This is a genomic window from Solibacillus sp. FSL K6-1554 (genome assembly GCF_038005185.1).
GTDB lineage: Bacteria > Bacillota > Bacilli > Bacillales_A > Planococcaceae > Solibacillus > Solibacillus silvestris.
This window is the reverse complement of record NZ_JBBOSS010000001.1, coordinates 2,269,612-2,295,257: the sequence shown is the minus strand read 5'-3', so window position 1 is coordinate 2,295,257 and position 25,646 is coordinate 2,269,612. Positions and strand designations below refer to the sequence as shown.

General features: G+C 33.3%; 27 protein-coding genes. 22 read left to right on the top strand and 5 right to left on the bottom strand.

Features of this window, described 5'->3' with window-relative positions:
- The first annotated feature begins 1 nt into the window (after position 1).
- From MHB58_RS11275 to MHB58_RS11205, 15 genes are all read left to right on the top strand, one after another.
- Positions 2-304 carry a hypothetical protein gene (locus tag MHB58_RS11275; protein ID WP_340735230.1) on the top strand — a complete coding sequence of 101 codons (303 nt, stop codon included), beginning with the start codon at positions 2-4 and terminating at the stop codon, positions 302-304.
- A 3-nt stretch (positions 305-307) separates the two neighbouring features.
- Positions 308-631 (top strand): hypothetical protein, encoded by a 324-nt coding sequence (locus MHB58_RS11270; protein WP_340735229.1) that lies wholly within the window; start codon positions 308-310, stop codon positions 629-631.
- A gap of 92 nt (positions 632-723) precedes the next feature.
- A complete protein-coding gene (locus tag MHB58_RS11265; RefSeq protein ID WP_340735228.1) occupies positions 724-906 on the top strand; it encodes a hypothetical protein in 183 nt (60 codons plus the stop codon).
- A gap of 139 nt (positions 907-1,045) precedes the next feature.
- Positions 1,046-3,166 carry a type IA DNA topoisomerase gene (locus MHB58_RS11260; RefSeq protein ID WP_340735227.1) on the top strand — a complete coding sequence of 707 codons (2,121 nt, stop codon included), beginning with the start codon at positions 1,046-1,048 and terminating at the stop codon, positions 3,164-3,166.
- Positions 3,167-3,416: 250 nt separating this feature from the next.
- A complete protein-coding gene (locus MHB58_RS11255; protein WP_340735226.1) occupies positions 3,417-3,704 on the top strand; it encodes a hypothetical protein in 288 nt (95 codons plus the stop codon).
- Entirely contained in the window at positions 3,685-4,023 is a 339-nt protein-coding gene (locus tag MHB58_RS11250; RefSeq protein WP_340735225.1) for a hypothetical protein, read from the top strand. The genes MHB58_RS11255 and MHB58_RS11250 overlap by 20 nt, the downstream gene beginning before the upstream one ends.
- Before the next feature lie 200 nt (positions 4,024-4,223).
- Entirely contained in the window at positions 4,224-5,744 is a 1,521-nt protein-coding gene (locus tag MHB58_RS11245; RefSeq protein WP_340735224.1) for a hypothetical protein, read from the top strand.
- A 154-nt stretch (positions 5,745-5,898) separates the two neighbouring features.
- Complete coding sequence (locus MHB58_RS11240) at positions 5,899-5,994, top strand: putative holin-like toxin (RefSeq protein ID WP_340735223.1); 96 nt, start codon at positions 5,899-5,901, stop codon at positions 5,992-5,994.
- Positions 5,995-6,393: 399 nt separating this feature from the next.
- Complete coding sequence (locus MHB58_RS11235; RefSeq protein ID WP_340735222.1) at positions 6,394-7,728, top strand: hypothetical protein; 1,335 nt, start codon at positions 6,394-6,396, stop codon at positions 7,726-7,728.
- 204 nt (positions 7,729-7,932) lie between these two features.
- Positions 7,933-9,222: a DNA topoisomerase gene (locus MHB58_RS11230; protein WP_340735221.1), complete on the top strand. Its 1,290-nt coding sequence runs from the start codon at positions 7,933-7,935 to the stop codon at positions 9,220-9,222.
- Positions 9,219-9,680, top strand: coding sequence for an S-layer homology domain-containing protein (locus MHB58_RS11225; RefSeq protein ID WP_340735220.1), 462 nt, complete (start codon positions 9,219-9,221; stop codon positions 9,678-9,680). Before MHB58_RS11230 ends, MHB58_RS11225 begins: the two co-directional genes overlap by 4 nt.
- A 314-nt stretch (positions 9,681-9,994) precedes the next feature.
- Positions 9,995-10,141, top strand: a complete 147-nt coding sequence (locus tag MHB58_RS11220; protein ID WP_340735219.1) for a hypothetical protein — start codon at positions 9,995-9,997, stop codon at positions 10,139-10,141.
- Between the two features lie 306 nt (positions 10,142-10,447).
- Positions 10,448-10,912 carry a hypothetical protein gene (locus tag MHB58_RS11215; RefSeq protein ID WP_340735218.1) on the top strand — a complete coding sequence of 155 codons (465 nt, stop codon included), beginning with the start codon at positions 10,448-10,450 and terminating at the stop codon, positions 10,910-10,912.
- Positions 10,913-11,028: 116 nt separating this feature from the next.
- Complete coding sequence (locus MHB58_RS11210) at positions 11,029-12,183, top strand: FxLYD domain-containing protein (protein ID WP_340735217.1); 1,155 nt, start codon at positions 11,029-11,031, stop codon at positions 12,181-12,183.
- 495 nt (positions 12,184-12,678) lie between these two features.
- The gene (locus tag MHB58_RS11205; RefSeq protein WP_340735216.1) at positions 12,679-13,749 is read left to right on the top strand and encodes a hypothetical protein; all 1,071 of its coding nucleotides are present in this window, start codon (positions 12,679-12,681) and stop codon (positions 13,747-13,749) included.
- A gap of 72 nt (positions 13,750-13,821) precedes the next feature.
- On the opposite strand, the gene MHB58_RS11200 is transcribed toward MHB58_RS11205, so the two are convergent.
- From MHB58_RS11200 to MHB58_RS11185, 4 genes are all read right to left on the bottom strand, one after another.
- The gene (locus tag MHB58_RS11200; protein ID WP_340735215.1) at positions 13,822-14,574 is read right to left on the bottom strand and encodes a metallophosphoesterase family protein; all 753 of its coding nucleotides are present in this window, start codon (positions 14,572-14,574) and stop codon (positions 13,822-13,824) included.
- 6 nt (positions 14,575-14,580) lie between these two features.
- A complete protein-coding gene (locus tag MHB58_RS11195) occupies positions 14,581-15,288 on the bottom strand; it encodes a metallophosphoesterase family protein (protein ID WP_340735900.1) in 708 nt (235 codons plus the stop codon).
- 218 nt (positions 15,289-15,506) lie between these two features.
- Positions 15,507-16,271 carry a hypothetical protein gene (locus MHB58_RS11190; RefSeq protein WP_340735214.1) on the bottom strand — a complete coding sequence of 255 codons (765 nt, stop codon included), beginning with the start codon at positions 16,269-16,271 and terminating at the stop codon, positions 15,507-15,509.
- A 1-nt stretch (position 16,272) separates the two neighbouring features.
- Positions 16,273-16,626, bottom strand: a complete 354-nt coding sequence (locus MHB58_RS11185; RefSeq protein WP_340735213.1) for a hypothetical protein — start codon at positions 16,624-16,626, stop codon at positions 16,273-16,275.
- 370 nt (positions 16,627-16,996) lie between these two features.
- Between MHB58_RS11185 and MHB58_RS11180 the strand changes: the two genes are divergently transcribed.
- The 3 genes from MHB58_RS11180 to MHB58_RS11170 are packed head-to-tail and all read left to right on the top strand — an operon-like array spanning position 16,997 to position 19,528.
- Positions 16,997-17,896, top strand: coding sequence for an XF1762 family protein (locus MHB58_RS11180; protein ID WP_340735212.1), 900 nt, complete (start codon positions 16,997-16,999; stop codon positions 17,894-17,896).
- A 35-nt stretch (positions 17,897-17,931) separates the two neighbouring features.
- Positions 17,932-18,903, top strand: coding sequence for a DNA adenine methylase (locus tag MHB58_RS11175; RefSeq protein ID WP_340735211.1), 972 nt, complete (start codon positions 17,932-17,934; stop codon positions 18,901-18,903).
- A 34-nt stretch (positions 18,904-18,937) separates the two neighbouring features.
- Complete coding sequence (locus tag MHB58_RS11170; protein ID WP_340735210.1) at positions 18,938-19,528, top strand: tyrosine-type recombinase/integrase; 591 nt, start codon at positions 18,938-18,940, stop codon at positions 19,526-19,528.
- Between the two features lie 391 nt (positions 19,529-19,919).
- Here MHB58_RS11170 and MHB58_RS11165 read toward each other — a convergent pair whose 3' ends face one another.
- A complete protein-coding gene (locus tag MHB58_RS11165; RefSeq protein WP_340735209.1) occupies positions 19,920-20,672 on the bottom strand; it encodes an SHOCT domain-containing protein in 753 nt (250 codons plus the stop codon).
- A gap of 220 nt (positions 20,673-20,892) precedes the next feature.
- On the opposite strand from MHB58_RS11165, the gene MHB58_RS11160 reads away from it, so the two are divergent.
- From MHB58_RS11160 to MHB58_RS11145, 4 genes are all read left to right on the top strand, one after another.
- A complete protein-coding gene (locus tag MHB58_RS11160) occupies positions 20,893-21,813 on the top strand; it encodes a hypothetical protein (protein ID WP_340735208.1) in 921 nt (306 codons plus the stop codon).
- 185 nt (positions 21,814-21,998) lie between these two features.
- Positions 21,999-22,367 (top strand): hypothetical protein, encoded by a 369-nt coding sequence (locus MHB58_RS11155; protein ID WP_340735207.1) that lies wholly within the window; start codon positions 21,999-22,001, stop codon positions 22,365-22,367.
- A 402-nt stretch (positions 22,368-22,769) separates the two neighbouring features.
- Complete coding sequence (locus tag MHB58_RS11150; RefSeq protein ID WP_340735206.1) at positions 22,770-24,017, top strand: TcaA NTF2-like domain-containing protein; 1,248 nt, start codon at positions 22,770-22,772, stop codon at positions 24,015-24,017.
- A gap of 335 nt (positions 24,018-24,352) precedes the next feature.
- Entirely contained in the window at positions 24,353-25,606 is a 1,254-nt protein-coding gene (locus MHB58_RS11145; protein WP_340735205.1) for an S-layer homology domain-containing protein, read from the top strand.
- The last annotated feature ends 40 nt before the right edge of the window (positions 25,607-25,646 follow it).

Sequence of the window (25,646 nt, the reverse complement as noted above, 5' to 3'; positions counted from 1 at the left end):
AATGAAACTTTATGTTAAGCGCAATAATTTAAAAATATTTGAGAAAGCAAAAATTGAAAATATAAGTGTTCAAGAATTAACGACACTTACTATGGCAGTTGAAAAACTAATTGAAACGGAAGAGTATGGATTAACTATATTCCAAAAAGAGCAAGCTGCGTCACCTAATCCTAATATTTGGGAAATGATTAAAATTACCGAAAAGAACTTAGAGCACTATCGAAATATTTTAAACTCAATAAATGTAAAAAATGAAACTGAATGGCGATTTTCATTCAAAAAAGTATCTCAAAAGGGAGAATAAATTATGTTGCCACATGCGCCTTTTAGTGAATTATCTTTTGAAAATGGTGAATATGAAGTATTTAGAAATTTGTTTAAGTATCTTGATGAAACGATTGGGAGCCAAGAAGAGTATTTTAAGCAAATGCAGCTGGTTCTAATTGAAAACAGCTTGAATTTATTTAAAGCTCAAATTTATAACAAGCCAGTGACAATTAACCATGCATTAATTGTGTTTAAAGAATCCGTATTTAAAAAAATTGAATTACATGAGAAACCTGAACTTTTCCAAGGGCTAAGCTTAGCAATTAATGATTACTATGCTAAGAACTATCTAATAGATAATTAAAATAGGAAAGCATCGTTTTAAGGAAGGAGTGGCTATCATGGGAAAGCCCGTGTTATCTATGCAAAATATAGTTATTACAAGGAGATCCGGCAATGGACTCAATTATATGGAAAGGAAGTATTAATTCTATGATAGAAAATTCAAATCGCGATGAAAATCCTCCTTTTCATCGAAAGTTGAACCTAAAAGGTACAACTATTAAATTTACTGGGGAGCAATCTAGTGGGGCAAGATATGTATTGATGGATGTTGCTAACAATAAAAGGATTAAATAATTTAAAGTTAATATTTACTTTAAGAGAAGCACTCTATCTACCTAAATAGTTGATAGGTGTTTTATTTTTTTTATTTTTCTAACATTTGATATTTTTATTGGCGCTAAAATGTAATAAACTTACAGAGAGGAATCTTTAAATGGGACACTTATTATTAATTGCAGAAAAACCGGATGCTGCTCGTGCATTTGCCCAAGCGTTATCTCCGAGTTATGAAACCAAAAAGGGATATTTAGTAGGGAGTAATCAAATTATTTATAGTTATGCTTATGGCCATCTATTAACACAAGTTGAACCTCATGAAATAAATGAAAAATATAAAGAATGGCGTAAGGAAGATTTACCGATCTTGCCCGAAAAGATTCCACTAAAAATAATACCAGGGAAAGAGTCTCAATTAAACCTAATCAATACCTTAGCAAAACAAGCTACCGTTATTTATAACTGCTGTGATTCAGGTAGTGAAGGACAAGCTATATTCATGAGGATTTCTGAGCACTTCAAATGGAATAAGCCCGTTAAACGGGTATGGACAAGCTCTCTTCAACCAGCGGCTATTCAAAAGGCTTTCAATGAAGCGAAAGATAATGAAGAGTATCAACATCTGACTGCAGCGGGTATTTTACGGAGTGAATCTGACTGGCTTATTGGGATGAATAGTAGTCGCGCGGCATCCTTGGCCACGAATGCCAATATCCGGGCTGGAAGAGTACTCTTACCCACGTTAGCCATCATCTTTGACCGTGAAAAAGAAAGAGCGGACTATACCAAGACTTTATATCATGTGTTGTATGGGAACTTTGAACAGAATGGCATCGTTTATAAGGGTGAACGCCTCTTTGAAGATGGTTACCCGACCGATTTAAAAGAAGTCGAGAAGGCACAACTAATTCTTAGTTCACAACCATGTGAAATCGTATTAGCTGATAAAGAGATAAAGAAAAAAAAGGCACCAAAATTAATGGATTTAACTGAACTTTCACGCATCGCGAATAAGAAATATGGATATAAGGCGAACGAAACTCTAGCAATTCTTCAGAATCTCTATTTGAAAAAGCTGGTGACCTATCCGCGTACAAATAGTAATCACGTGACTGAAGCCGAAATTCCATTAATGCATGCAAGTTTTGATCTTCTCTCTCAACATTATCCGCATCTGTCTCAAAATGCAGATAAGCGGTTTGTTCATGCGGCAAATAAACAAATATGCGATTCATCAAAAGTGGACGATCATCATGCACTCTTACCTGAACCTGTGAATCCACCAAATGATTTACCGGAAGATGAAGTAAAGATTTCTCAACTTGTATTGGAGCGATTCTTTGCTCAATTTTATCCTGAAAACGTTTTCGAGCATTTAAAAGTGATAACTGCTTGTGGGCCAGAACAATTTGTAAGTTATTTTAAAGCACCTATTCAAATGGGTTGGTTACAAATTTATCCCTCGGCTGATGAAGAAGATGAACAATCAGACAAAGAACAAGTGTTAAAAGCTTTGCCAAATTTAAGACAAGGTACTGTGTCTTATATAGACTCTAGCATTAAAGCGCAAGAAACAAGCCCGCCTCCATCTTTTACAGACGGGACCCTTATTCAGTTAATGAAAAATATCAGCAGACGTATAACTGATCCGACGTTAAAGCAGAATCTAACCGGTAAAGGTATTGGGACGGCAGCAACGCGCGGCGATATTATTAAGAAGCTGGGAGACTATGATTATATCCAATACAACAAAAAAAACATAGAGATTACGAAATTAGGAATAGAAGTAATAAAGCTCTTTCGAAAAACTAAAATCAATACTCTTACGTCACCAGAATTTACAGCTTTATGGGAAGAGAAATTAGAGACAATCCGTAAAGGGCAAGAGCAAAAAGGAAATTTTGAGAAAAGAATGAGAGAATTTTGTTCAGTAATTGTTCAAGAATTTGAACAGATAGAAGTTAACTCTACAGACTTTGAGAAAAAGGGAGTAGCTAATTGTCCAAAATGCAATAATCCAATAGTCGAATCAAAGACAAGGTTTTACTGTAGTCATCAAAAAAATAGCTGCCCATTCTTTATCTGGAAAAAACAATATGGTAAAACATTAACTATAACCAACTTAAACCAACTTCTAGAAAAAGGAAAAACGAATAAATTAACATTTACTTCTCTAAAGGGTTCTAAGTACAATGGCTATTTACTATTAAAGGAGGGAAATTTAGAAGAAGGGAAATTAATAATGGAGTTTATAAATAGTTCTAGTACTAAAAAATAATGATTCGACTTATTATTCATTATCTAGCTTTTTTACGATATAGTTGATATTGAATATTATATTAACTACAATAGAAATCAATCTCATTAAAATTACCAACACACATTCTTTAAATAAAAAGAGAACGGGGCTTGCATCTTTTTATAGAATGTATATAGAAAAAATGCTAGGTAATTTTAATGCATACATATTATTAAATATGTAACTGACACTTCTATATTTCTGTAAATAAACCAGGGGGGAAATTAGAATGCAAATAAAATATGTTAGATTCCAAGAAATTGTAAAAGGTGAAAAGGATTTAGATATTGTAATGACAATTGCTACAATCCAAAAACAAGGAAAATCCGGTTTAACTATCGAAAGTGGACCATCTTATTCATCAGAAACAACAGATTTAGAAACATATTCTAACGAACGTGTAGAATATGAACTATCTCCTGAAGAATTTGACGTATTATGCTCTCTATATGAAAATGATAAAAAAGCATTTTTATCATTTAATAGAGGTGAGAAAGTTGAATCAACAAAACATTGAAGCGTATCCTCACATTCAACAAGTCGTTAAAGAATTAGAACTAGAACCATATGTAAATGAAATGGAATGGCACTACTTTAAAGATATAGATTCTGTATTGTCTACAATATTAAAAACATTTAAAGATCTAACGTCTGATTCGATTCCATTAAGACGTGATGCGAAGGAAAGAGCTACACATGAATATCTAGAGTACAGTAAACAGCTGCATGTCTTCGTGAATGAAGAAGCGCGGCATGAATTGAAATTAAGTAATGAGGATGTAACGAGATTATTTAGAAATGTAGAATTAGGTGGAGCACGTTATTTAAAAAAATAGTAAAGTTCTTATTCAAACACGTAAGTTTGTCTTAAATGACATTCTTGCGTGTTTTTTATTTGTAAGTGCCAGATAAACAATCATGACTCTTAAAATATTAAAGGAAAACTACTGTCTTCAACTATAGAGATACTTTAAAAACGTAGATAGTTAATATATAGTGTAAAATAATGGTAAATAAAAGAGGGCGAGGGATTGAATTGAAAAAATACACTGTTCTATTTCTTTTTTTATTTAGTTGGATTATTTATACGCATACAGCTTCCGCAGAGATGTTAAATGAATGGGAAAAACAAACAACAGATAATAGCTACAAAGTTTGGACAGTTAAATTTAATAAATTGTTGAATAAAGAATCTATTCATAACAACAATATTTACGTCATGGATGTGAAAAAGAACAAGAAGATTCAAACTAATATCATTATGGGGAAAGATGGATATTCCATAATGGTAGAAGCACCACCAAATGGTTATTCTGAAGGTGAATACACTATGTTTATTCAAGGAGTTATGTCTCGTTCAAACGAAACAGTTAAATCTACAAAATTCCCATTTTCTGTAGTACCGTTATCAATAGTGCTTACCAATGTTAGTCAAAACATTTTAATACCACAAACCTTAGATACCCTTCATAATGACGCTGTAAAAACAATGAGTATAGAATGGAATTATGAAGAAATAAAAGAAATAAATGAGTCTACCTATCAAGTAAAGGGAACTATTCAAAATACATCGAAAGTAATCACACTTCAGGTTGTTTTAGATAGTTTGTATTTCACTACTTTTACAAATAACTTGTTAGCACCGGTTGTACCGATTGGTGATAGCGAGGAGGGTTATAGAGATGCAAAATTATTAGAGTTTTTATATAAGGAATTAATTCAAAACTCTAAAAATTTAGTACAACCCGACTTATTAGTGGCATCACACTTAAAAGGGACTATACATTCAACTCTATTCAAATCGATGGCTAATGAATATCTAGATTCTACCGTTTTTGATACGGCAATTAAGGAGGAAAAGGAAATTTCCTCTTGTTTATCTGATTTAATAGTCGCTCGCGCATTTTTACTTCCGGTTGACGCAGGGGTTTCGAGTGAAAAATGTATTGAAATGATTTTTGATTATATAGATGCATCTTACAAACTGGATGCTGAAGATATCTCGGTGGAAACTATAGATGCATTACAACTAGAATATAATATAAAAACATTTAATGATTTTTCAGTCGCATTAAAAAATGAAGTAGATGGGATGTCAGGATATTGGCTGAAATTATATACAGACTTCTCATTTAATGCAGAATTATATGTATTAGAAGAAAAGGAATGGGGCCAAATTCAAGGCAAACGTTATTTAATCCATGTAGGTGATGAAGATATAAGAAATGTGGAAGGACTTCACACGGCAGATAGAATAACACTCACAAGTGTTTGGGATAAGGAAACATTTATGCGTTATATGAAAAATATTTACAATACTACTACTGCCAAGTATTTAGGAGATAATTATTATTCAAATACCACAACTATTACTAATGTTAGCTCAAAAACAGGCACTCATTCTCTATTGACCGTAAATAGAGATGGAAGTGCGATAAAAAATACTTCGCCATCTAAAGTAGAATTAATTCGATTAAAAGAACCGTCTTTTTGGCAAACTTTAAACCCCTTCTATGACAATTTTGATTATTTAGAGGATATGAAAAATCGATATTAAGTGAGCATCCTAAAGTACCACTTTAAAGTTGTTATACTTAGATAAATTCTGAAAATAATTGTTAAAAATGGTATAATAAGAGAAGTAACAATATAGTTTTATGGGTGGTTGGCATTCTGTTCTGATAGTTTTATCAGAAGGGAGTTGATGCCAATTGACGACATATGAAGCGTTAAGCGTAGCGATCGGTTTTAGTACATTAATCGTTGCTGTCTTGGCTTTGTCCTTTACTTTTACACAAAAAAAGTAAAGCACCCAGAAACCGCGCAATAGGTTGAGGTGCTTTACTTACTTCAGATATTGCCAATCGCTCTTAAAGCGTTTGTTACTTAGAACAAATGGTGTTCGCGCATCATTTGTTCTTTTTTTTATTATAACATAGTGCATTTAATTCTCAAGATTCTGATACAACATCAAGAGAACTTATCCACGAAATAAAATATGTTCAATTTCGGTATTTTATAAACACGCCATGAATTTATGATTATGACCAAAAAATCAGTCATAGTGTAAGGTTGAGTTGGTCCAGCAGTTGCAATAAATACAATGTTAAATTTTTCTTTTATATTATAATAGATAACAGATATAACATAGGTTGGAAGATTTATTTATATTGAAAAGTTAGCTAACAACTTCAAGGAGTGACATTATGAAAAGAATAATTTCTTTATTGCTAATAATTTTTATTAGTTTTACTACGTTTTCATCACCTATAGATCGTGCCCACGCAGCTAGTTCAAGTTCAAATTGCGCAAATTACTCGTCTATTGATTATTACCAAAAATCTATTCAGTATCTTTTAGACAATATCGAAATGTATGAAGATACCTTATCGAGGTTAAAAGAAGGGGGACACGATGCCTCTGTAATAAATTTGCAGCAAAAACTTATTGATGAAACGCTCGAAGAGTTAATCCCCCAATATTATCAAATGATTGCTAAACGATTAAGTTGTACAGTAGGACAAGTAGAGTTATTTCAAAACGGGATGCAATCGTATTTGTTAGAAACAGCGGAAAAAACACTTTGGAAGGGATTATCCAAAGGGGATGATGGTGAATATGGCTCAGGTATAGAAATTACAGCTCTTTTAAAGACTATCTCTTCTGATATTGAGAGTGCAAATCTTTGGTCGAAATTTGGAAATAAAAGTGGTATCGTTGCATTTTTAAATCCTTTTGAAAATTTAATGGCCGCAAATATCGAAGTAGGTACTTCAGAAGATAGCGAAGCATTTATGCGCAAAATGTTTCCGAATGCCTCAGAAGCTGTAATTAACGATGGAAAAACAGCGTTATCAGGAATGTTTTCTTACGCTATAACAAATGCAACTTACTCCTTTTACACAGCTTACCACGACTTTATTATAACAAGTGGTAACGAAATTGTTCGTCAAACAAATGAGATTACAAAGGAAATAGAAAGAGCTAAAAATGAACAAAACAGTAGTCATTTCAGTAACCGAGAAATAATAGAGAGAGATCCTATATTAGTATCTAAAGTGCAAAATCAACAAAAGTCATTAGAAATGATGAATAATCTGCTTGATGATATGGGAGATTTACCTGTCACTGGTCAATTAAGTGACAATTATCAAGAAAATGCAGCACTAATAAATAAATTGCTACAAAATGATGGTTTTAATGTAAATTTTACAGAATTAATAAAAACTAAAGAAAACTATTATAAGTTTCCATTTAAATCGGAACGCATAGAACAATACCATGAGTTTAAAGTTTCTTTTAATCAACCGATAGCCAACATTGATAACCTGGAGGACTATATAAGTATCAGAAGTCAATATGGGGTAGAGGAAAAGATACGAGTAGAGGTTAATGGCGACCGTACTATTATGACCATTTATCTGTCGGAAGAAAGGTACATCCCAGGGGTAGAATATATTCTTATCGTTAAAGGTAGTTTGACTTCTGAAAGTAGCAAAAGTTTAGTACAGCCTGTATATATTAATTTTACTGCAAAATAGAAGGATTAGAAATTTGCTTGTTTTACAATAATCAGAGCCCTGCATTCCCTTTAGCGTACTTTTTTAAAGTTGACATTATATGAGTGATTTTTTTGGAATATCGTGGTAAACTGTAGATAATTAAAAACGAATGAATTGCGAAGCACGCAAACAGTCATTAAGGCTGTTTTGCGTGCTTTTTTCATTTTTAGGAGAGGTGATTAAATGCAATTAATAATCGCAGAAAAAAAATTGGCTGCTTACGCTTATGCAAAGGCACTTTCTAATAACTATACAGAAAAAGAAGGCTATCTCATTGGAGAAAACCGGATTATTTATACATGGGCGCAGGGCCATCTACTTCAATTAGCAGATCCAGGAGATATACGAGAAGAATGGGAAGCTTGGGTGTGGGAACAGTTACCGATATTACCAACTGAAATACCATTAAAACCGATTAAAAATCAAGAAAAGCAATTGTATCTTATAAAAACATTAGCGAATCAATGCTCAAGTTTAGTGAATGGGATGGATTGTGCTGGTGAAGGAGAGCTCATATTCTATGAGATTGTGCGGTATTTAAAATTGGAGCATTTACCTACAAAACGATTATGGACAGCTTCACTTCAAAGTACCGCTATTCGTGAAGCTTATCAAAATTTACGTTCACAAGGTGAATTTACGCATTTAAGGACTGCTGCGTTCACTAGGAACCGTTTGGATTATTTAACAGGAATTAACACCAGTCGCAGTTTAACGCTTGTAGGAGACGGCCAGACGCTTGCAATGGGGCGATTAATTGGAAGCAGTCTTTCTTTAATCGACTTACGGGCAAGGGCAAGAGCTGAGTTTGAGGAAGAAAACTATTATGCAATTAAAGGGCAATTCAAGCAGGATCAAACTCTTTTTACTGCCAATTATTCAGGGGGAAAAATAACGAGTAAAGAGGTATTGGGAGAAACACTCAATCTTATTACTCAAAATGCGGCTGCTTTAGATTATACCGACCAAATAAAAGAGCAATTGCCGCCGTTTTTATTAAATCATACCGATGTATTGGTTATTATTTTTCAGCGTTATGGACTAAAACCAAAAGAAACGAGCCGTGTTCTTGAACAGCTTTATATTAAAGGGTTAATCACGTACCCTAGAACGGACTCCAGGTTTGTGACAAAAGATGAAATTGTTCCTATGCGAGCTACATTTCGAATTATGAGTGAAGTATTTCCTAATTTGTCAAAAGGTTCTAATATTGATAAATTCAATGTTCAAAATGAACGTGTAGTAAATACTGTTTCGGATCACCATGCGCTAATTCCAACGCTTGAAATCCCGAAAAATTTGAAAGAAGAAGAAAAGTGGGTATATCAGTTAATTTTAGAACGTTTTTTCTTGCAGGTACAGCAACCGAAAAAAACAAATGTGCGAAGTGTTACCGTTCAGTATACGGACGAAATTAAATTTAAAACAACATTTCAAATAACTATGGAACCCGGTTGGAAGGGGTTAGCTTGACAAGAGCACAACTGGCTTCAATGATCGCGCGTGCATTAAATCTTGGTGCGAGCGAAAAAGCGACACCGTTTACGGATACTGTTGGAAAATGGTATGAAAAAGACGTACAGGCGCTGTATGAAGCGGGTATGATCAGCGGAACAGATGCCAATGCGTTTGCCGGAGATAAGGTATTAACACGTCAGCAAGCAGCGCTTATGTTAAATCAAGTAATAGAAAAGCATGGGAAATTAGGAACATTACAGACAGCGGTAAAAGGAGATAACTCGTTTGCCAAACTGCCAACGTTTGCAGACCGTCACAAAATTGCGGATAACGCAATCATTGCGGTGGCTCGTTTAGAAAACGCAGGCATTGTAACAGGTGATGATGGTCACTTTAACCCTCAAAATGAGTTAACCCGCGCTCAAATCGCTAAAATGTTAGCAGGCGTATTGGAGTTAACAGGTAATATGTAAAATACTGAGCAGCAATAGATTAACTCTATTGTTGCTCTCTTATTATAAATTCCAATTATTAAATAATAATGATGGATTTCTTTTTATCAAAAACAATAATCCCCAAGTGGAAAATCAATGGAATATTCAATTCAATCTGTTATAATTAAAGTATATTTAATTGCACGTATTTACCTCTTGCCAACCGGCGAGAGATAACGAAAAGCACTTTTAATGAGTGTTCAAACTTATTCTACAGGATAAGTATGACCATTTATTAAAAGTGCTTTTTTTGTGCTTTTAAATAAATCAAACTATTTTAAGGGGGTTCTTTTATGGATTTTGTAGCTGTAAAAGTAAATGAAGCATGGAAGTATTATGCAGAGGAAAGGTTCATTCCAGAACAAATTAAAAAGATGGAACTTCCGGTACGGGAAATTGAGTTAGATGGTCATGGAAATGTCAGTAAAGATACTGCCTAACCGGAAAATATTGGTCAATCCAGCTCAATTTTTAATGACGTTATTCCCTCAATCCTTCCGTTTTAACTGGAAACACTTAATTAAATAATGTTAGGTCATTTCCAGACGGCCAAAAGTATTGCAATTAAAAGTTTAAAATAAAGGGAGCTTAAACTAAATGGATATCTTTAAGCAAAAAATGGTGAAGGCCGAAAAGAATTATGTATTCCTCGAATATTGAGACGCTTTGGAATTAAAAAGTAATAAAGAAAAGCATGCAGTTTTAGAACTGGCATGCTTTTTAAATCTTAGAACAGGGTGAAAACAATGCAAAAACATTTTGAAGGAAAGATATGCAACTACACTTTTGGAGTAAATGATGTGAACGGTGTTTTTATCAAAATATATAATCGTGCCACATCAGTTAATTTACACTTTTATGAATTTATTCCGGGGTCACTCACGTTTCTGACAGAGGAAATTGGTTCAGCCTTAAGGAACAACGTAATTGATAAGGAAGAGTTTGAGATAATCCTTAACTATCCTCTTGGTCATTATCACGTATACTTTGAAAATATAGATACCCTTAATGCTGGTGAATACTGGTCCGAATACCTGGAAGCCTATGTTAAAGAAGGGAATCCTCCTATCGAAGTGAAGAATCTAAAACAATATTTTAATTTTGTAAGTGCTTTTGCAGAATCGGACTATATTTATGGAAATGTAACATGGCTAAAGTTATTTCCAATAGAATTTATTTTCCAATTAAATACACTTCATTTAAAAGATTAGTGATATAATTCCGAGTGAACAAGAATTAAACCCCTTCCTACATGGTGACTACGAGAAAAATAAAAGTTTGAGGACATAATCATCCTCTCTTAACTAAAAAAGGAGTACATGTTCAAATGTTTAAAAAGTTAGATTTAGTACTATTGTTAAGTTGCCTATTCCTTTTATCAGCATGTAGCAATGGTACTGCCACTTATGAAGATTCCGATTTTGCGGTTTTCGGTGATAGTTATGACGAATTCCCTTTTGCCATTTTTGATTCTAAATTTAATAATGACGATACAATTTACACACTAGTAAATGCAAAGGATGCTTCTGAAAAAAGCGAACTAATCGTTGAAATTCTAGGTCAGGATACATACTATCTCTTTCCAACAGATAAAACCGTAAAACAAATTACCACATATTATGGTAGCGGCGACCGTGGATATTTTACGGATAATGATGGAACAATGTATCAATTCGATAATACTGGTACAGGTGTTGAACTTGTAGACAGTATATCTAATGTAGAAAAATTTAGTATCGGTGGGATGGATACAATTTTCGCTTTAACTAATAATGGTGAATTATATGGATGGGGTCAAAATAGTTTTGGGGAAGTAGGTAACGGAAGTGCTCATGAAGCTGGTTTAACGCTCATTATGAATGACATAAAAGAATACTACCTTTTCCAAGATATAGGATTTGATGAAACAGAAAATAGCGCAGAAGAATCTTATTATTATTGTGCTGCATTAACAAATAGCGGTGAACTTTATACTTGGGCTCCTTCTGATAGTGTAGAAGGCCTTTGGGTGAAAGAAAATAACAAAATTACGCTTTCTGCTTCAAATGTTGCATCTTTTGAGACCGTTAGTGATGGAATCATCGCAACTCTAACAGACGGAGAGGAATTAAAAATAGGTCCAACTCCAGTTGAAGAGGTCATTGAAGAAACGGAAGGTTATCTTAACAACGCAACTAGTAACAATGTATGGGATCCGATATTTAATCAAGTTTTAGAACAATTAGATGCAAGTTATGCTTTAAATGAAGTATCACATATTTTTGGCAAGGTGCAAAATAATACTGATAGCAGATGGTCTAATGTTAAATTGAAATTTGCTCTTTATGATCAAAATAAAGAATTTGTAAGAAATATTGATATAGTGAGTGATAGTGGGATTGAACCGGGTGAATCCGGAAACTTTGAAACCGAACACGCACAATTAATGGGTCTAGGTATTTACTACTTTGAACTTGTCGAAGCAAGTCCGTTCGGTCTGTAACATATAAAATATATAAAAATGGCATTCTTTTTAAATTAAAAGGAGTGCTTTTCTTTGTTGCAACATCAACGTTTTGATAATTTATATTGATTCGATCGATTTAACAAGGGACAATGGTGTCAGCAAATTATACTTATACGTACTATTCTTCTATGTATGATAATAGACATTTTTTTATCTACATATATGATAAAAACGGGGATGTACTTTTCGTTTTTTATAGATTTAATTACTTGGAAGATAAAATTATTGGTCGTAAAACTTTTAAGACTTCTACAAAATCAGCCGAGTCTTGGTTAAAATTATTTAATTCAGGACGTTATATTCGAAGAAATGATTTACTTTCAGATTCGATTAGATGAATTAGTAATAGCCGATAGCCCTCAAAAGAGGCTTTTAATGTTACTTTTATATATTAATTATCACAAAGTTAAATAAAAAAAAGGAAGCACTATAGGATAAATGTGTTGCCTTTCGACAGTAGGAGGAATAGGTATGGAGTTAATTTTGGATACAAAACAAATTTATTATGATAGAACTATTACAATAAACGGACAACTAATAAATAAAGGTATGGATGCTAGCACTTTAGAGAAAATACTACAACAAAAAATAACAGATACGAGAGCATATTGCTGGCACGTTTGTAATGGGATGTTTGAGGATGAACAACCTAATGGGCTTCAAGTCATTTATAAAGATGATTTAGTGGAAAAATTGGCTTTGTATATTGATGGTTTAAAAACAGAAGATGAAGCTATGGAATATTTGGATAAATGGATAAGAAATAGAGGATTTAGTGACAAAGCGTACGGCGATGGAATTTATAAGACCGATTTTGGTTATATAACTGTTGCCGTATCGCATTATTTTATGGAAAACAAATTTTCCATAACTATAGAACTTACTTTTGAAGAACTACCAACACGTAAATTTGGACCATTTACACCTAATGCAGTACATAGCGGCTATTTATTTTTAAAGGGAGAACAGTATACATTACTAAGATTGACAATTCCCGAAGTTGAACAGTTACCTATATTTAATGTATTTGGAAATGGACCAATGTCACTTAATGATAGTGGTGGTAATTGGAGCTTTACTGATAGATTTGAGATAATTTATTTTGCGATTTCTAAAATAGAAAATGGTAACGAAACAATACTGGGCATCCTCGAAACAACTTATTTCTCTATAACTGACAGCTATACGAATAAAGAATTATATTGGGACTTGGATAACTTAAACGAAGAATGGGGTTTATTAGGTGAAACAATAGAAAGATACGGTTGCGATTTAGATGATCTTGAAGAAATAAGTCCTTTCTGTTTAGTTTACGAAAAAATTCATAATGAACTACCGGAAAATAAAGATCTATTTACTTTTATGAATAATTCAACATGTATGCATTGGCTATTTGAGGCATCAGGGAACTTAACAGCAAAATACGTCGGTATAAAAAATAAAGAGGACTTAACTTTTATCCAAATATCTGAAGAAGAAAACGTTAATGGTTTAAGATACAGTAAACCCCTTCATGACTTTTATATTAATTACAGACGGTAATAAATAAATTAGCGTAGTATTTCGTTTTAATTAAAATGCTACGCTATTATCGTTTCATCAAATTCCACCTGTTTAAATAACAATTGATTGAATGGTATGTTGTAATTTTTCATCCGGATAGCCTAAAGCATTAATGCAATATGTAGTATCCTCTTTTTCAATTACACTTTGTTCATGACAATGGCCAAAAATACAAATTTTAGCGGTGATATTAGGTAGCTCATTCAAATAACAAGCTGTTGAACCATGTAGAAAATGGCTATCAAGAATAAGAGGGGGTACGTGTGTAATGACTACATCTGATTGGTGTAATGCTGCATAACGTGCCATTTCTTTATTGTGTAAGGAAGGGATATCGATGCCTTTTATTAAGACCGAATCATTCGATACTTTTTCGAAAAAATGCTGTTCCTTTGTTGTTTGTAGTCCATACCAATTTGTAGCACCTGTAAAAGTAATACCTTTATAGATGAATTTTTCAAAAAATGAAAGTAGATTTACATTGGGAAGGGCAGTAATCATTTTTATCAATTCTAGTTCTCGTCCATTACTATTACGAGAATATTTTTTCTTCTGTTCACTCGAAACTAAGTAGTAATCATGGTTGCCGAGCACAAAAATTACTTGTTTATAATGCATACTGAAAAATTCTAAGATAATAAAGGATTGTATATTATAGTGTGAAAGATCCCCAGCAATGACAAGAACCTCTCCCTTTTCATCAGGTAAAAGAGAAGTTAAGAAAGCAACCAATTTTTGTTGCCATTTGCCCTTTAAGGAGATGTAGAAATCTATATGTAAATCCGAAATGTAATCAATCTTCAAAGTACGTCATCCTTTCACTGAAAAAGTTTCAATTATTTCCCCTTTATTACTCAAGAGCACCGCATTCAATTGTCCACCGTAGGCGCAGCCACCATCAATACCGATATATTTTTTGTCGGCACTCAACCAAATATCATCGATTTTATGAATTTTTTTGGTTGGTGTATGACCGAATACGTTGACATAGGGGGTTTTATTTGGATGCAAATAATGATCACGCATCCATAAAAAATCATCATCGGTTGATTCAGATACTTCCGCATAATACGATTCAAAACCGGCATGAGTTAGCAGTACTTCTCCAACAATTTCGTATAACTTGCCACTCTCTAAAAATGAGAATTCATCTGCGAACTGTTCCTTCATATAATACGCCTGTTCGATTATGTTCAGCTCTTTTACCGCGCCAGGCGCATCTTCCATAAAAGATTGTATCGTTTCTCGTCCGCCATTAGGGATATAAAACTTACAATGCATTTCAGGGAAGCGTAAAAAGTCTAGCAGCATCACCTCATGATTGCCTTTACAAAACACGATTTGTTCCCCATAATTTATTTTTAATTCCATTGCCTTTTTTACAACATCAAGCGACTGCGGACCACGATCGACTAAATCACCTAGAAGTACGAGCTTACTTTCACGGTCCCAAAAGGTCAGTAGTTGTTCAAACTGCTTGTACATACCATGGATATCACTAATCACAAAAATTTTCATCACAATCACCGTCTTTCAAGTTTTATTGAAAACCGTTCAAATACTAAGCAAGGCATAATTTGTCTTTTCTTAAAATCGCTTTCAAACGATTCGAGATGGACGATTACCCATAAAGATAAATTTCACTTCGTTAAAATCGTGTTTTACAACTATCAAAAAGCATCCCTTTCTTGTGAAAAATTAGGATGCTTTTTGAAAATTTTGTATAATAACGAATATTACTTCTTGTTCAGGCTATCAAATGCTTTTTCAATTTGGCGCAACTTTTCTGGCTGCTCTCTTCGCAAATCTGAAATATGCTTCGTTAGAAGGGTACGTAAAATATCATTGTTATTAGGAACAACGAATTCATTGCTGTGGAAGGCTCGGACAATTTCATTCATACGATAAAGCTCATCATCCATTCGCATTGTTTGTGATGAAACTTTAGGACGAATAATTTCTTCATACTTTAATTCGGACGTTTTGGTATATAACAATTCAAACATAACCTTATTAAATAGAAGATTTTCATAATCTTCAAATGGAGCATCTGGATCTAAAAAGTTACATAATTCATCGTGAATCATGCTGCGCATGTTATCTTGTAAAGAGGGATTCTTAATTAGTTCGATTACTCTCTCTCGATTTTTAACCGTCTCTGTATCTAAATTCGTTAAATCAAAACGTTCAAAAACAGCCTCTACAACAGTTAATTCTTCATCAGTATACTTATGAGAATCCTCTAAAAACATCTTCAACCAAAAAATAAAAGCAATTACATAGTAATCAAACCGCGCATTTAAACGTTTGATCAAACTCTCAATGTTTTCCTCTTTCGAAGTATTAACTAAAATAGCCCTTCTTAAATTCTCATTAAATGTAGAATTATCAAAAAGCATAATGGCTTGTGCAATGTAGTCATTATCTAAGCTTGCCGAAAGTTCTCTCACCCTTTGAATCATCTTTGCTTTTTCTTCTTGTAAATTAAACGATTGTTCCATTTTATATTCCTCCTACTGTCATTTCTTCTAGTATTGACTCAAATGTTTCCGCTATTGGTGTTCCTAATGGTTCCAACTTTCTAGAAACTGTATCCATCTTTGGTTCAACATCGGAAATGCTAACTTCACCGTACAAATTATAACTATTACGACGCTTATCTTCCATATATTGTATCGACAAATAACGCCCCTTATTATAAATCCCCATAAAAGCACAAGAACTACTAGAGCCAAGAGAACAAGAAAATGAAATTTCTTCTCCTACTTTAAATTTACTATTAACCAAATTAGCAAAGCTTATTTGGTCTTTAGTACTTTCGATTATCATTTTACAAAGTCTTTTTCCATTACTCATTTCGATAAGCCTCCGGTTCATCTTTAATTGGTGAAATTTAAATTGCGTTACACAAATGGAATATATACTTGTAATTACATTTCCATATTTAAATAATATCATTATAGTTCTTTAAATACAAATAATTATTTACAAAAACATTTATTAATTATGTCGTGCGTTTAATTGTAATTAGAATTATGTATACAAGAAATCCATAGTTTAAAAAAGGTATCCTTTTGACAAAAAGGATACTAGTAAAATGCTGATATACCAACGGTTGGTTTTTTGACTCTAATTAAATGTATGCTAATTTTAAATTATAAGTATAAGCATACTATTCCTTAAAATAGTAAAAAAGTAAAAATAATGGATAGGAGAGAGCGAAATTATGAGCAAAATTCAAATTCCTCAAAATATGGTTTCAATTGTTAAAAATCATGTACAACAAGTTAAACATTTTTCTGATTATCATTTTAAGATTACAAACGAAGATAAAAATACTGTTGATGTAATGAATGTATTCGAGTTAATTAAATCACTTGCTAATGAGTATGGCATTCACATACAAATCCAACATTCCAATGAAAATGAAATATTGTTTATTGTACGTGACTGGCAAATGGTCAAACAACTTCAACTTATTTTAGAAAATAGCTCAACTTCATTTAGTTGGATTTTTTATAACGAGGAAAGTAACACATACTTAGAATTGAAAGATTATGAAGTAACCGAAGAATCAAGGTGGTTCATTGAAGATGCTGGATTTGTTTTACTTGCCGATAGTGTAACAGGAAGCGCAAAAGATTATATGAAGTTATTCGTACCTACTGCAAAACCAGCTAAGTTTGAAACGACACCTGTTTCTTTAAAAGAAGCTCAATTATTTGTCGAAGCTTACCACCGGCACCATAAGAAGCCGCAGGGACACCGCGTATCAATTGGCGTAGCATTAAATGGTCATTTAATAGGCGTAATAATTGGAGGTCGTCCAGTAAGTAGACATATGGACGATCGGAAAACATTTGAAATCACACGCTGCTGTGTTAAGGAAGGTTTCAAGAATGCGGTTAGCTACTTATACGGGGAAATTTGCCGCGCCGCCAAAAGCCTTGGTTATAAAAGAGCGATTACTTATACGTTAATTTCGGAAAGTGGTACATCAATGAGAGCTGTTGGTTTTAAAAATGACTTTGTATCACCAGGGGGAAGCTGGAAAAGTAAGAATCGAGAAAGGACAGATAAGCACCCAACAATACCGAAATATAGGTGGGTTAGATCACTACAATAAGTTCTCAAGCAACAAAAATATGGGGGGGACATTTTATGACAAAAATATTAATTTGCCGCTACTGTGAATTTAATATTCAAGATGACGAGAACAATGAAGGCTGGTGGTGTGCAGGCTGTGATAATTTTAATTATTGGGATGAAGCTCGTTATAATGATCAGCACTTTACAATTATCTTAGAAGATAAGCAAAAGAAAGAAATTCGCAATGCTGTTCCTTCACGTAAATTTAAAAAACAATTATCTCCATTCAGATATCCAGGTGGAAAAAATAAAATGATAGATTATCTTTCGACTTTTTTACGTGAAGATAAATGCGAAGTGTTAGCATCACCATTTGCAGGGGGGGCAGGATTCGAACTTGCGATGCTAGAAGGGGGTGTAGTAAAAAAGCTAATTTTGAATGACTTAGACTATGGTGTGTTCGCTGTATGGTGGAATATATTGAATCAACCGGATGCACTCATTGATAAAATAGTTCAGTTTAAGCCTACTCACTCAGCTTATTTTGAAGCTCAACAATTAATTCAAAGTGATTACAGGCACTTAGACTTACTTGATGCAGCATGGGTAACTTTATTGGTTAACCGTTTAGCTTATAGTGGAATATCCAAAGCTAATCCATTGGGTGGGAAAAATGGTACCCTGGAAGCTTTAACCGCGCGGTGGAATCCATCCGCGCTTACAAAACGCATCCAAACTATTCATCAATTTTCTGATAGAATTGAATTACATTGTGAGGACGCCGCCGAATTTGTAGAAGAAATGTTTTGGCTAAGCGGATGCAGTTTGTTTCTTGATCCTCCATATTTTAAAAAGGGAAAAGCACTGTATTCTTTATTTTACACCGAAAAAGATCACGAAAAGTTGGCCCATACTTTAAGAGTTTTACATCATGGTTTCCCTAACTCTGACATTATCGTAACATATGATTACGACAAGTATATAGAAGATTTATATTATGCTGCTGATTCAAAAGAGATTATTGGCAGGGACTATTCAATTTAATTCATTCAAAAACAGGAAAGTAGGTGCTATTAACATGGCCAACTTAAAATCCAAAAAGGGGATGCTTATCGATGTTCAACCAATTAAAACCATGGAAGAACGTTGGGAATTTATAGAAGCTTTAGGCATGAGTGCTCATGGCTTAAGGAATCAATTGTTATTTAAAGTGGGAATAAGCACTGGCCTTCGTTGCGGTGACTTAGTTGCCCTTGAAGTAGAAACAGTTCGTGGCAAAACCAAGTTTGATATTAGAGAAGGAAAAACGAAAAAGAAACGGACTGTGCATTTAAATACGCTTATGGCTGACATAGCAGAATATATAGAAATTTTACCTGAAAATTGTAAATGCCTGTTTCCGAGCCAAAAAGAGGAATACGGTATGCACCATATATCAACAACACAAGCATATCGAATTTTAACTGCTGCAGGCGATTTGGTTGGGAACCATTCTATTGGAACCCATACTATGAGGAAGACGTTTGGCCACATCTATTATAATGAGACCAAGGATATTGCTACACTTATGGAGATCTTTAATCATTCCAGTCAAAGGACAACTTTACGGTATATTGGTTATTCTGAAGAACAGGTTGGTAAGAGTATCTCCAGCATCCGATTTTATTAAAGGAGCAGAACAATATATAATAGAAGAAACTCTGAATAAAAACTTTTAAACAGTTATCTGTTAACAACAGGCTCAGTTAACTCTTGTAAGCAGTGTGGGGTGGTTTCCTTTAGAAAAATATGTGTAAATACTGCATCATAGCACTGAATTAAACAGGTGTTTGTTTATGTAGTAGAGTACAGTTTGTTCGATGATATTGCATAAAGAGGGGTTAATAGAATGTCGGGGAAGAAAAGAACTCGTAGAATCCAATGTGAACCAAATTGAAGTGCAAGAAGACAGCAGTTACTTGGTCTATGAGCATCGTATTGCTGTAGTTTCCTGTAAATCCCCCCTCCAACTTAAGGAAATAGTTAAGACCACTACCTCATAGGTAATGGTCTTAACAAAACTACTTCATATTTTTCGATAAGATTGTTGCTTTAATTTGATTATATTCACTATCTGTAATTGCACCATCACTTAACAATTCTGATAGCTTTCTTAATTCTTCCACTATAGATGTAGAATATACTGTAGAATTTTCATTTCTAGCTTCGGTATTCTTTATATCTTCGGCTTGTCTAATGATTACACTAATTAAACTATGCCAATGAGTAATTTCCTTACTCGCTTCTTTATATTTATAACTACTCTTCTTGATCCCAATGGGTTCAAATAGGAAGTTAATGATATGTACTGGATTGGTTGTATTATCCACAACTATTTTTAAATCAACTCTTTTTATTTCTTGTTGTGATGTACTCTCACCAGATAATCCACCAATTATCGCTCCTACACCGCCAGCTAAAACACCGCCTATTATTGCACCTCCTATTTGGGATGTACGTGATGTATTAGACACAGTATTACCATCTTCAATAATTTCAGACTCTAAAATATCTCTGTACTCAAAGATATACTTCTTATCTGAAGCTGAATCAATAATACCTATTTTTTTATTTGTTTCATCTATGCAAATAGCTTTTTCCAAATGTGGTGTTACTAACTTTTGAGATACAACGAAATCATTTAACTCCCATATTAATTTATTTATTTTTATCTCCTTTTTTCCATGCTCTCTCTTTATTTTATCCTTCTGATTAATATCAAAAACCGTAAAAATTATTCCAATTATAACTATAATTGCCAATAGTAATCCCATCGTTACTCATTCCCATCTACTTTATTAAAATACTGTGAATAAACAAATAGTACTTATTATTCAATTATATTCCTTTTATATGTTTTTACAATATAATATAAACTAGCCCGGTGAATAACCTTTCTATTCCTCTTTCATTAATAAAATTCCGCTTTTTTATACCCAAAAAGAAAGAATTAGGTTTATTAGTGTAAAATAATTGATAAATGGGGGTGCTTTAGTGAGTTTTTACGACTTATTCGAAAAAGATGAAATATTAAAAGGCAAACTAATACAAGAAAATAAAATAAATGAACTTGAAATGCTATATAATTCACCTTATTCGATTTCCAAAAAGTATGGTTATCCTAGCGAGGAAGTTAACTTTGTTATTCACAAATATATAAATATGGGGGAGTTAGGTTTTTATAAAAATATTATTGTCATGGAAAACGACAAAGAGAGAGCGTTAGGTCCCCTTCATATCGGACCAAATGTTGAGAATTATCTAATAGAATACGAATTTAAGAAACGAACTCGCGTAATAGAGCTTGCTGAATTTTATAACGTCCCTGTAAACATATTAGGGAAAGACTTAGCTAAGTATTATATGCCAAAGGAATTTTTGAATTTGGACACACCTAGGTTATCGTTGGGAGAAAATGTAGCTTTGGATGAAGGAAAACTTTCAGAGATAAAAGAGTTTTGTAGTAGTTATATGAGTTATGAAGATTTTGCAAAAAAGTTCCACTTTCCTACAGATGATGTGTATACTTTTTTAAAGAGGCATGCCAAATGGGGAGAGAATATATCTTTAATTAATAAAAAAACGCAGGAATGGCTTTTAAAAGAGTCGCAAAATTGGAAATCAGTAAAACAATTAGCAATGGAATACGGTGTTTCAATTAATCAGGTAACAGATTTTTTTTATATAGAGAAAAGAAGAGAAGTACGTATATATAACCCAAATGATGTGACGAATGAAAACTCATACGTTGTATTTCCTGAAATGTTGGAGAAACTTAATAGCTATTTTAAGGACAAAGTTATACCTAGACATTTACAAAGTTCTACCCTTGATTCATCTGTTGGTTTTGGGAATACTCCTAACAGTAAAATGGGCAAAAGTTTAACGAAATCTAATCCTCGTTTTTTGTCTTAATTATTAGGAATAATTTCCAATATTTTATACCCAAACAAATATCAGTTCAAAGACGTTGGCGATTGCTGACGGCTTTATGGGACCCAACGGTAAACACATATACAATGTCTATTAAGTATAAGATAATAAAAGTAATAAATTCTATAAAAGTAGCACACTAAATTTATGTAAAAGGGGTAGAGATAATGACTTTAGGATATCCAAAACTTGAAAAAGATATTAGTCTAAAAAAAGCCTACGATATGGGATTAGATTTAGACTACAGAGAAATACGTATGTTTTTAATAGACCTATTACGGGATGTAAAATCAAAGGAAAAAATTGAAATGATAGTGACTAATATACAAGGTATCTACTCATTCCATTATTGGAAAGACGAGCCGTGGATGCAGTACGTCATGGTACGAAAAAGTGGGGATATCTTCATAATAGAGGGCAAAGCGGATGATGAATCAAGAACAGTTCGTAGAAATTATATACTGGGGCGTTTAATTACAGTACTAACCGAAAAAGAGAAAGATTTATTAGAGCTGTTAACCGGTTCTGAGGATTAGAACTTGTAAAACCAGACCCTATTTACAGAAGAGCGAGTCAAAGAATAACTTTGAATTTAAAACAGTATAAAATTATAAAAAGCAAGAGACATTATCTAACTGGTTCGAAACAAATGGAGAAAATCGCAAATAACAATGGTTTTGGAAGTGCAATTAGCAAACTAATTCGCACTTCCTATTTTGTGTAACATTATAAAAGAAACACTATTGAATAAGAGATAAAGGACAATTACTTGTCCTTTATCTTACGCAGTAATTCAGCGTTTAGCAAAGAAATAGTAGATTTGGCAAGTGCTTTACAATTTTATTAAAAGAATTTAGTTATCAAAAAATATTTAATGCATCAAAAGACATTATCCTATCTATTAAACAGGTAAAGTTATGGAAGAATGAGGGGACAAAATGATGAAGTGGTTTAGCGTATTATTACTTGTATTGTTAGCAGGCTGTTCGAATGACGAAAGCCCCGTAGATCAGAAAAAAGTTGAGCACGCATCGGCAGCCGAAACGGTTGCAGAAGTAGATGTAGAACCTTATAAAAAAGCAGTTGAAGCAATTAATCGTGAAGATTGGGGGCTAGCCAAAAAATATTTACAGCTGACATTGCAGGACTTTCCAGATTCCAATGAGGCGATAGCTGTAAATGTACTATTAGCCTATAATTCGATAGCTATTATTAATTCTAATGGAATTGTATTGAAACAATTTTCCAATGGTCTATCCCACCAATCAAATTTAATTAGTGAAGAAGAAATTGATACGATCAAAAAATTTAATAACCAGTCCGCAGTTACATTAGAAGAAACGAAAGCGGATTTAATAAACTATATCGAGGCTTTTTTAAGGGACTTTGATGATACAAAGGATTTATCACCCTATTTCAACAAATTTACTTTTTCAACATCTGATTTTAAACATGTAAGTGATTTCTCATTTTTTGCAGATATTGGGGCAGTTGTTCCGAACGAATATGAAATTGAGACTTTTATAAATGAGAATAATCGCGAATTAAGGGTCGATGCGCTTATTGGCCTTTCTAATAAATATGATGAAAAGCACTATGAATTATTAAGATTTTTATATCATAGTGGGATGTTCATTTTTTCAGATAATGAACAAATCGCGAATCAACTATTTGATCTAATATTTAAAATTACGGAAAATGACCCTTACAATGAGTATCGTATTTTAACAGAAGAAATTCTGGAAGAAAGTGGACAAAAAAACACGGATAATACTAAGGATATTTCAGCTGCAGTATCAAATGAAGAAGTCGTAACAACCATTGATGAAGAAACGGACTCAGCTTTACGAAAAATAGTTCATTCATTTGCGGAAGATTTTGCTCGGGCGATTAATGGACAAGATCCATCTATGATTTCTTCTTACTTCGCATCAAATAGTGAAGGGGAAATGGTCGTGCAAGACTGGATGGAACGTTTAATAAACACAGCGACATTTGTAGAACTCGTGGAATCTAATGTGAACCAAATTGAAGTGCAAGAAGACGGCAGTTATTTGGTGTATGAGCATCGGACTGCAAAAGAAGATGATACAGATGTAGGGTATGATGTGACCTATAAATTTGTCCAGGGTGAATCAGGTGTACTCGTAATTGAAGAAATTGAGTATGAAGGTTATGTATTATAAATTTTATAGTTTAAAGAAATGGTACTGTACCATTTCTTTTTTATTTCTATTGTTGCTATAAAATTGGCTGGGCTTATTCTACATATGGCCTTATAGGAAAAACGCTACCTTCTTATTGAGAAATCGCGCCCGATTGTTGAATAACGAATGCAATTACAAGGTTATGTTTAGCAATACTCCCAAGCACCGCTTTGGGAATGTTATAAAGATGACTTTTGAAACTACAACCATGAATTAGTAGTAATAAAATGAGATTTTATGCACTAGATCTAATAAAAAACTGCTATCATGATAGTGTTTAAGTCTATTATTTGAATAATAAAGGAGTTGCAAATTTGATAAAATTAATCAGAGTATTACTATTAATTTTACTTTCTTTACTAGTTTTAAATAGTGGCCCGTTGAACTCGAGTGCAAACAGCGTGAATCCTTTACCTTATGAAGATGAGAAGTCAGGAAAAAATAGTAACGCCTATTTATCTACATACGAATTTCTTTCAACCAAAATGAAGGAAGACTTTATTAATGAAATTTATACATATGCAATGAGAGCAAATGAAAAGTGGGGAATCCCTGCTAGTGCGATCATTGGAATGGCCATTCTGGAAAGCGGCTATGGAACAACAAGAATAGCAGTGAATGCAAATAATCTTTTCGGGATAAAGGTTTGGGGATATAATCCGAAGAACGCCTGGCAGCTGAAGGGACAACCTGATGAAGATTATGAACCGGTACCTGTTCTAATCGATTACGGAAAAGACCGTAAAATATATGATGAAAGCAAAAGAAGAGATAACTGGTATCGTGCTTTTACTTCCTATAAAGAAGCGGTAAATTATTTAGCAGGGAACTTGTTGTTAAACGAAAGGTATCGTTTCGCAAAAACCAATTATGAAGAAAGAAGGAAAAAGGGATGGTGCTATGAGCGAGCTTCCAAAGAATATTTATTCGATATTGCCAATGCCGGCTATATCCATTTGGGTGGGGAATACTATCGAAATAAAGTAGGCTCCATCATGGACGAATATGATTTATATCAATATGATGATAGGAAATTAAAAGATATAGATGGTCATTGGGCTGAAGAACAGATTCTATTCTTAACTGAAAAAGGTTGGATCTCTGGCTATCCTGATGGTACATATAAACCAAACCATTCGATAACAAGAGCTCAAGCAGCTGCTATTATAAGTAACTTTTTAGCATTGACGTCAACAAATAAAAACATCTACTTTAGTGATGTAGTTAAGAGCTTTTGGGCTTCAGAATCTATTCTTTTAGTAGCACAACATAAAATAATTAATGGTATCGGTAATGAACGTTTTTCACCAAATACTTTTTTAACTAGAGCGCAAATGGCTCAAATCTTTTATAACGCCGGATTTTATAGTCAAACTGTAAATAATCGTGTAAATTCATTTAAAGATGTGGAACAAAATTTTTGGGCATTTGTTGCGATTGAAACGATGAAACAAGAAGGAATTATGGCCGGCTATAATGCAAGCCGATTTGGTCCGAATAATCCTACAACTAGAGCACAAATGGCAGCTATGATTTATCGAATACATGAAAAAGGCTTAAATAAATAATCCAGCATAAAAAAGAAGCACTGAATTGTGCTTCTTTTTT

Excerpts from the sequence above, each read along its gene's own strand:
- MHB58_RS11275 (WP_340735230.1), top strand. The coding sequence starts at position 2 with ATGAAACTTTATGTTAAGCGCAATAATTTAAAAATATTTGAGAAAGCA.
- MHB58_RS11270 (WP_340735229.1), top strand. The coding sequence starts at position 308 with ATGTTGCCACATGCGCCTTTTAGTGAATTATCTTTTGAAAATGGTGAA.
- MHB58_RS11265 (WP_340735228.1), top strand. The coding sequence starts at position 724 with ATGGACTCAATTATATGGAAAGGAAGTATTAATTCTATGATAGAAAAT.
- MHB58_RS11260 (WP_340735227.1), top strand. The coding sequence starts at position 1,046 with ATGGGACACTTATTATTAATTGCAGAAAAACCGGATGCTGCTCGTGCA.
- MHB58_RS11255 (WP_340735226.1), top strand. The coding sequence starts at position 3,417 with ATGCAAATAAAATATGTTAGATTCCAAGAAATTGTAAAAGGTGAAAAG.
- MHB58_RS11235 (WP_340735222.1), top strand. The coding sequence starts at position 6,394 with ATGAAAAGAATAATTTCTTTATTGCTAATAATTTTTATTAGTTTTACT.
- MHB58_RS11230 (WP_340735221.1), top strand. The coding sequence starts at position 7,933 with ATGCAATTAATAATCGCAGAAAAAAAATTGGCTGCTTACGCTTATGCA.
- MHB58_RS11220 (WP_340735219.1), top strand. The coding sequence starts at position 9,995 with ATGGATTTTGTAGCTGTAAAAGTAAATGAAGCATGGAAGTATTATGCA.
- MHB58_RS11215 (WP_340735218.1), top strand. The coding sequence starts at position 10,448 with ATGCAAAAACATTTTGAAGGAAAGATATGCAACTACACTTTTGGAGTA.
- MHB58_RS11210 (WP_340735217.1), top strand. The coding sequence starts at position 11,029 with ATGTTTAAAAAGTTAGATTTAGTACTATTGTTAAGTTGCCTATTCCTT.
- MHB58_RS11205 (WP_340735216.1), top strand. The coding sequence starts at position 12,679 with ATGGAGTTAATTTTGGATACAAAACAAATTTATTATGATAGAACTATT.
- MHB58_RS11195 (WP_340735900.1), bottom strand. The coding sequence starts at position 15,288 with ATGAAAATTTTTGTGATTAGTGATATCCATGGTATGTACAAGCAGTTT.
- MHB58_RS11190 (WP_340735214.1), bottom strand. The coding sequence starts at position 16,271 with ATGGAACAATCGTTTAATTTACAAGAAGAAAAAGCAAAGATGATTCAA.
- MHB58_RS11185 (WP_340735213.1), bottom strand. The coding sequence starts at position 16,626 with ATGAGTAATGGAAAAAGACTTTGTAAAATGATAATCGAAAGTACTAAA.
- MHB58_RS11180 (WP_340735212.1), top strand. The coding sequence starts at position 16,997 with ATGAGCAAAATTCAAATTCCTCAAAATATGGTTTCAATTGTTAAAAAT.
- MHB58_RS11175 (WP_340735211.1), top strand. The coding sequence starts at position 17,932 with ATGACAAAAATATTAATTTGCCGCTACTGTGAATTTAATATTCAAGAT.
- MHB58_RS11170 (WP_340735210.1), top strand. The coding sequence starts at position 18,938 with ATGGCCAACTTAAAATCCAAAAAGGGGATGCTTATCGATGTTCAACCA.
- MHB58_RS11165 (WP_340735209.1), bottom strand. The coding sequence starts at position 20,672 with ATGGGATTACTATTGGCAATTATAGTTATAATTGGAATAATTTTTACG.
- MHB58_RS11155 (WP_340735207.1), top strand. The coding sequence starts at position 21,999 with ATGACTTTAGGATATCCAAAACTTGAAAAAGATATTAGTCTAAAAAAA.
- MHB58_RS11150 (WP_340735206.1), top strand. The coding sequence starts at position 22,770 with ATGATGAAGTGGTTTAGCGTATTATTACTTGTATTGTTAGCAGGCTGT.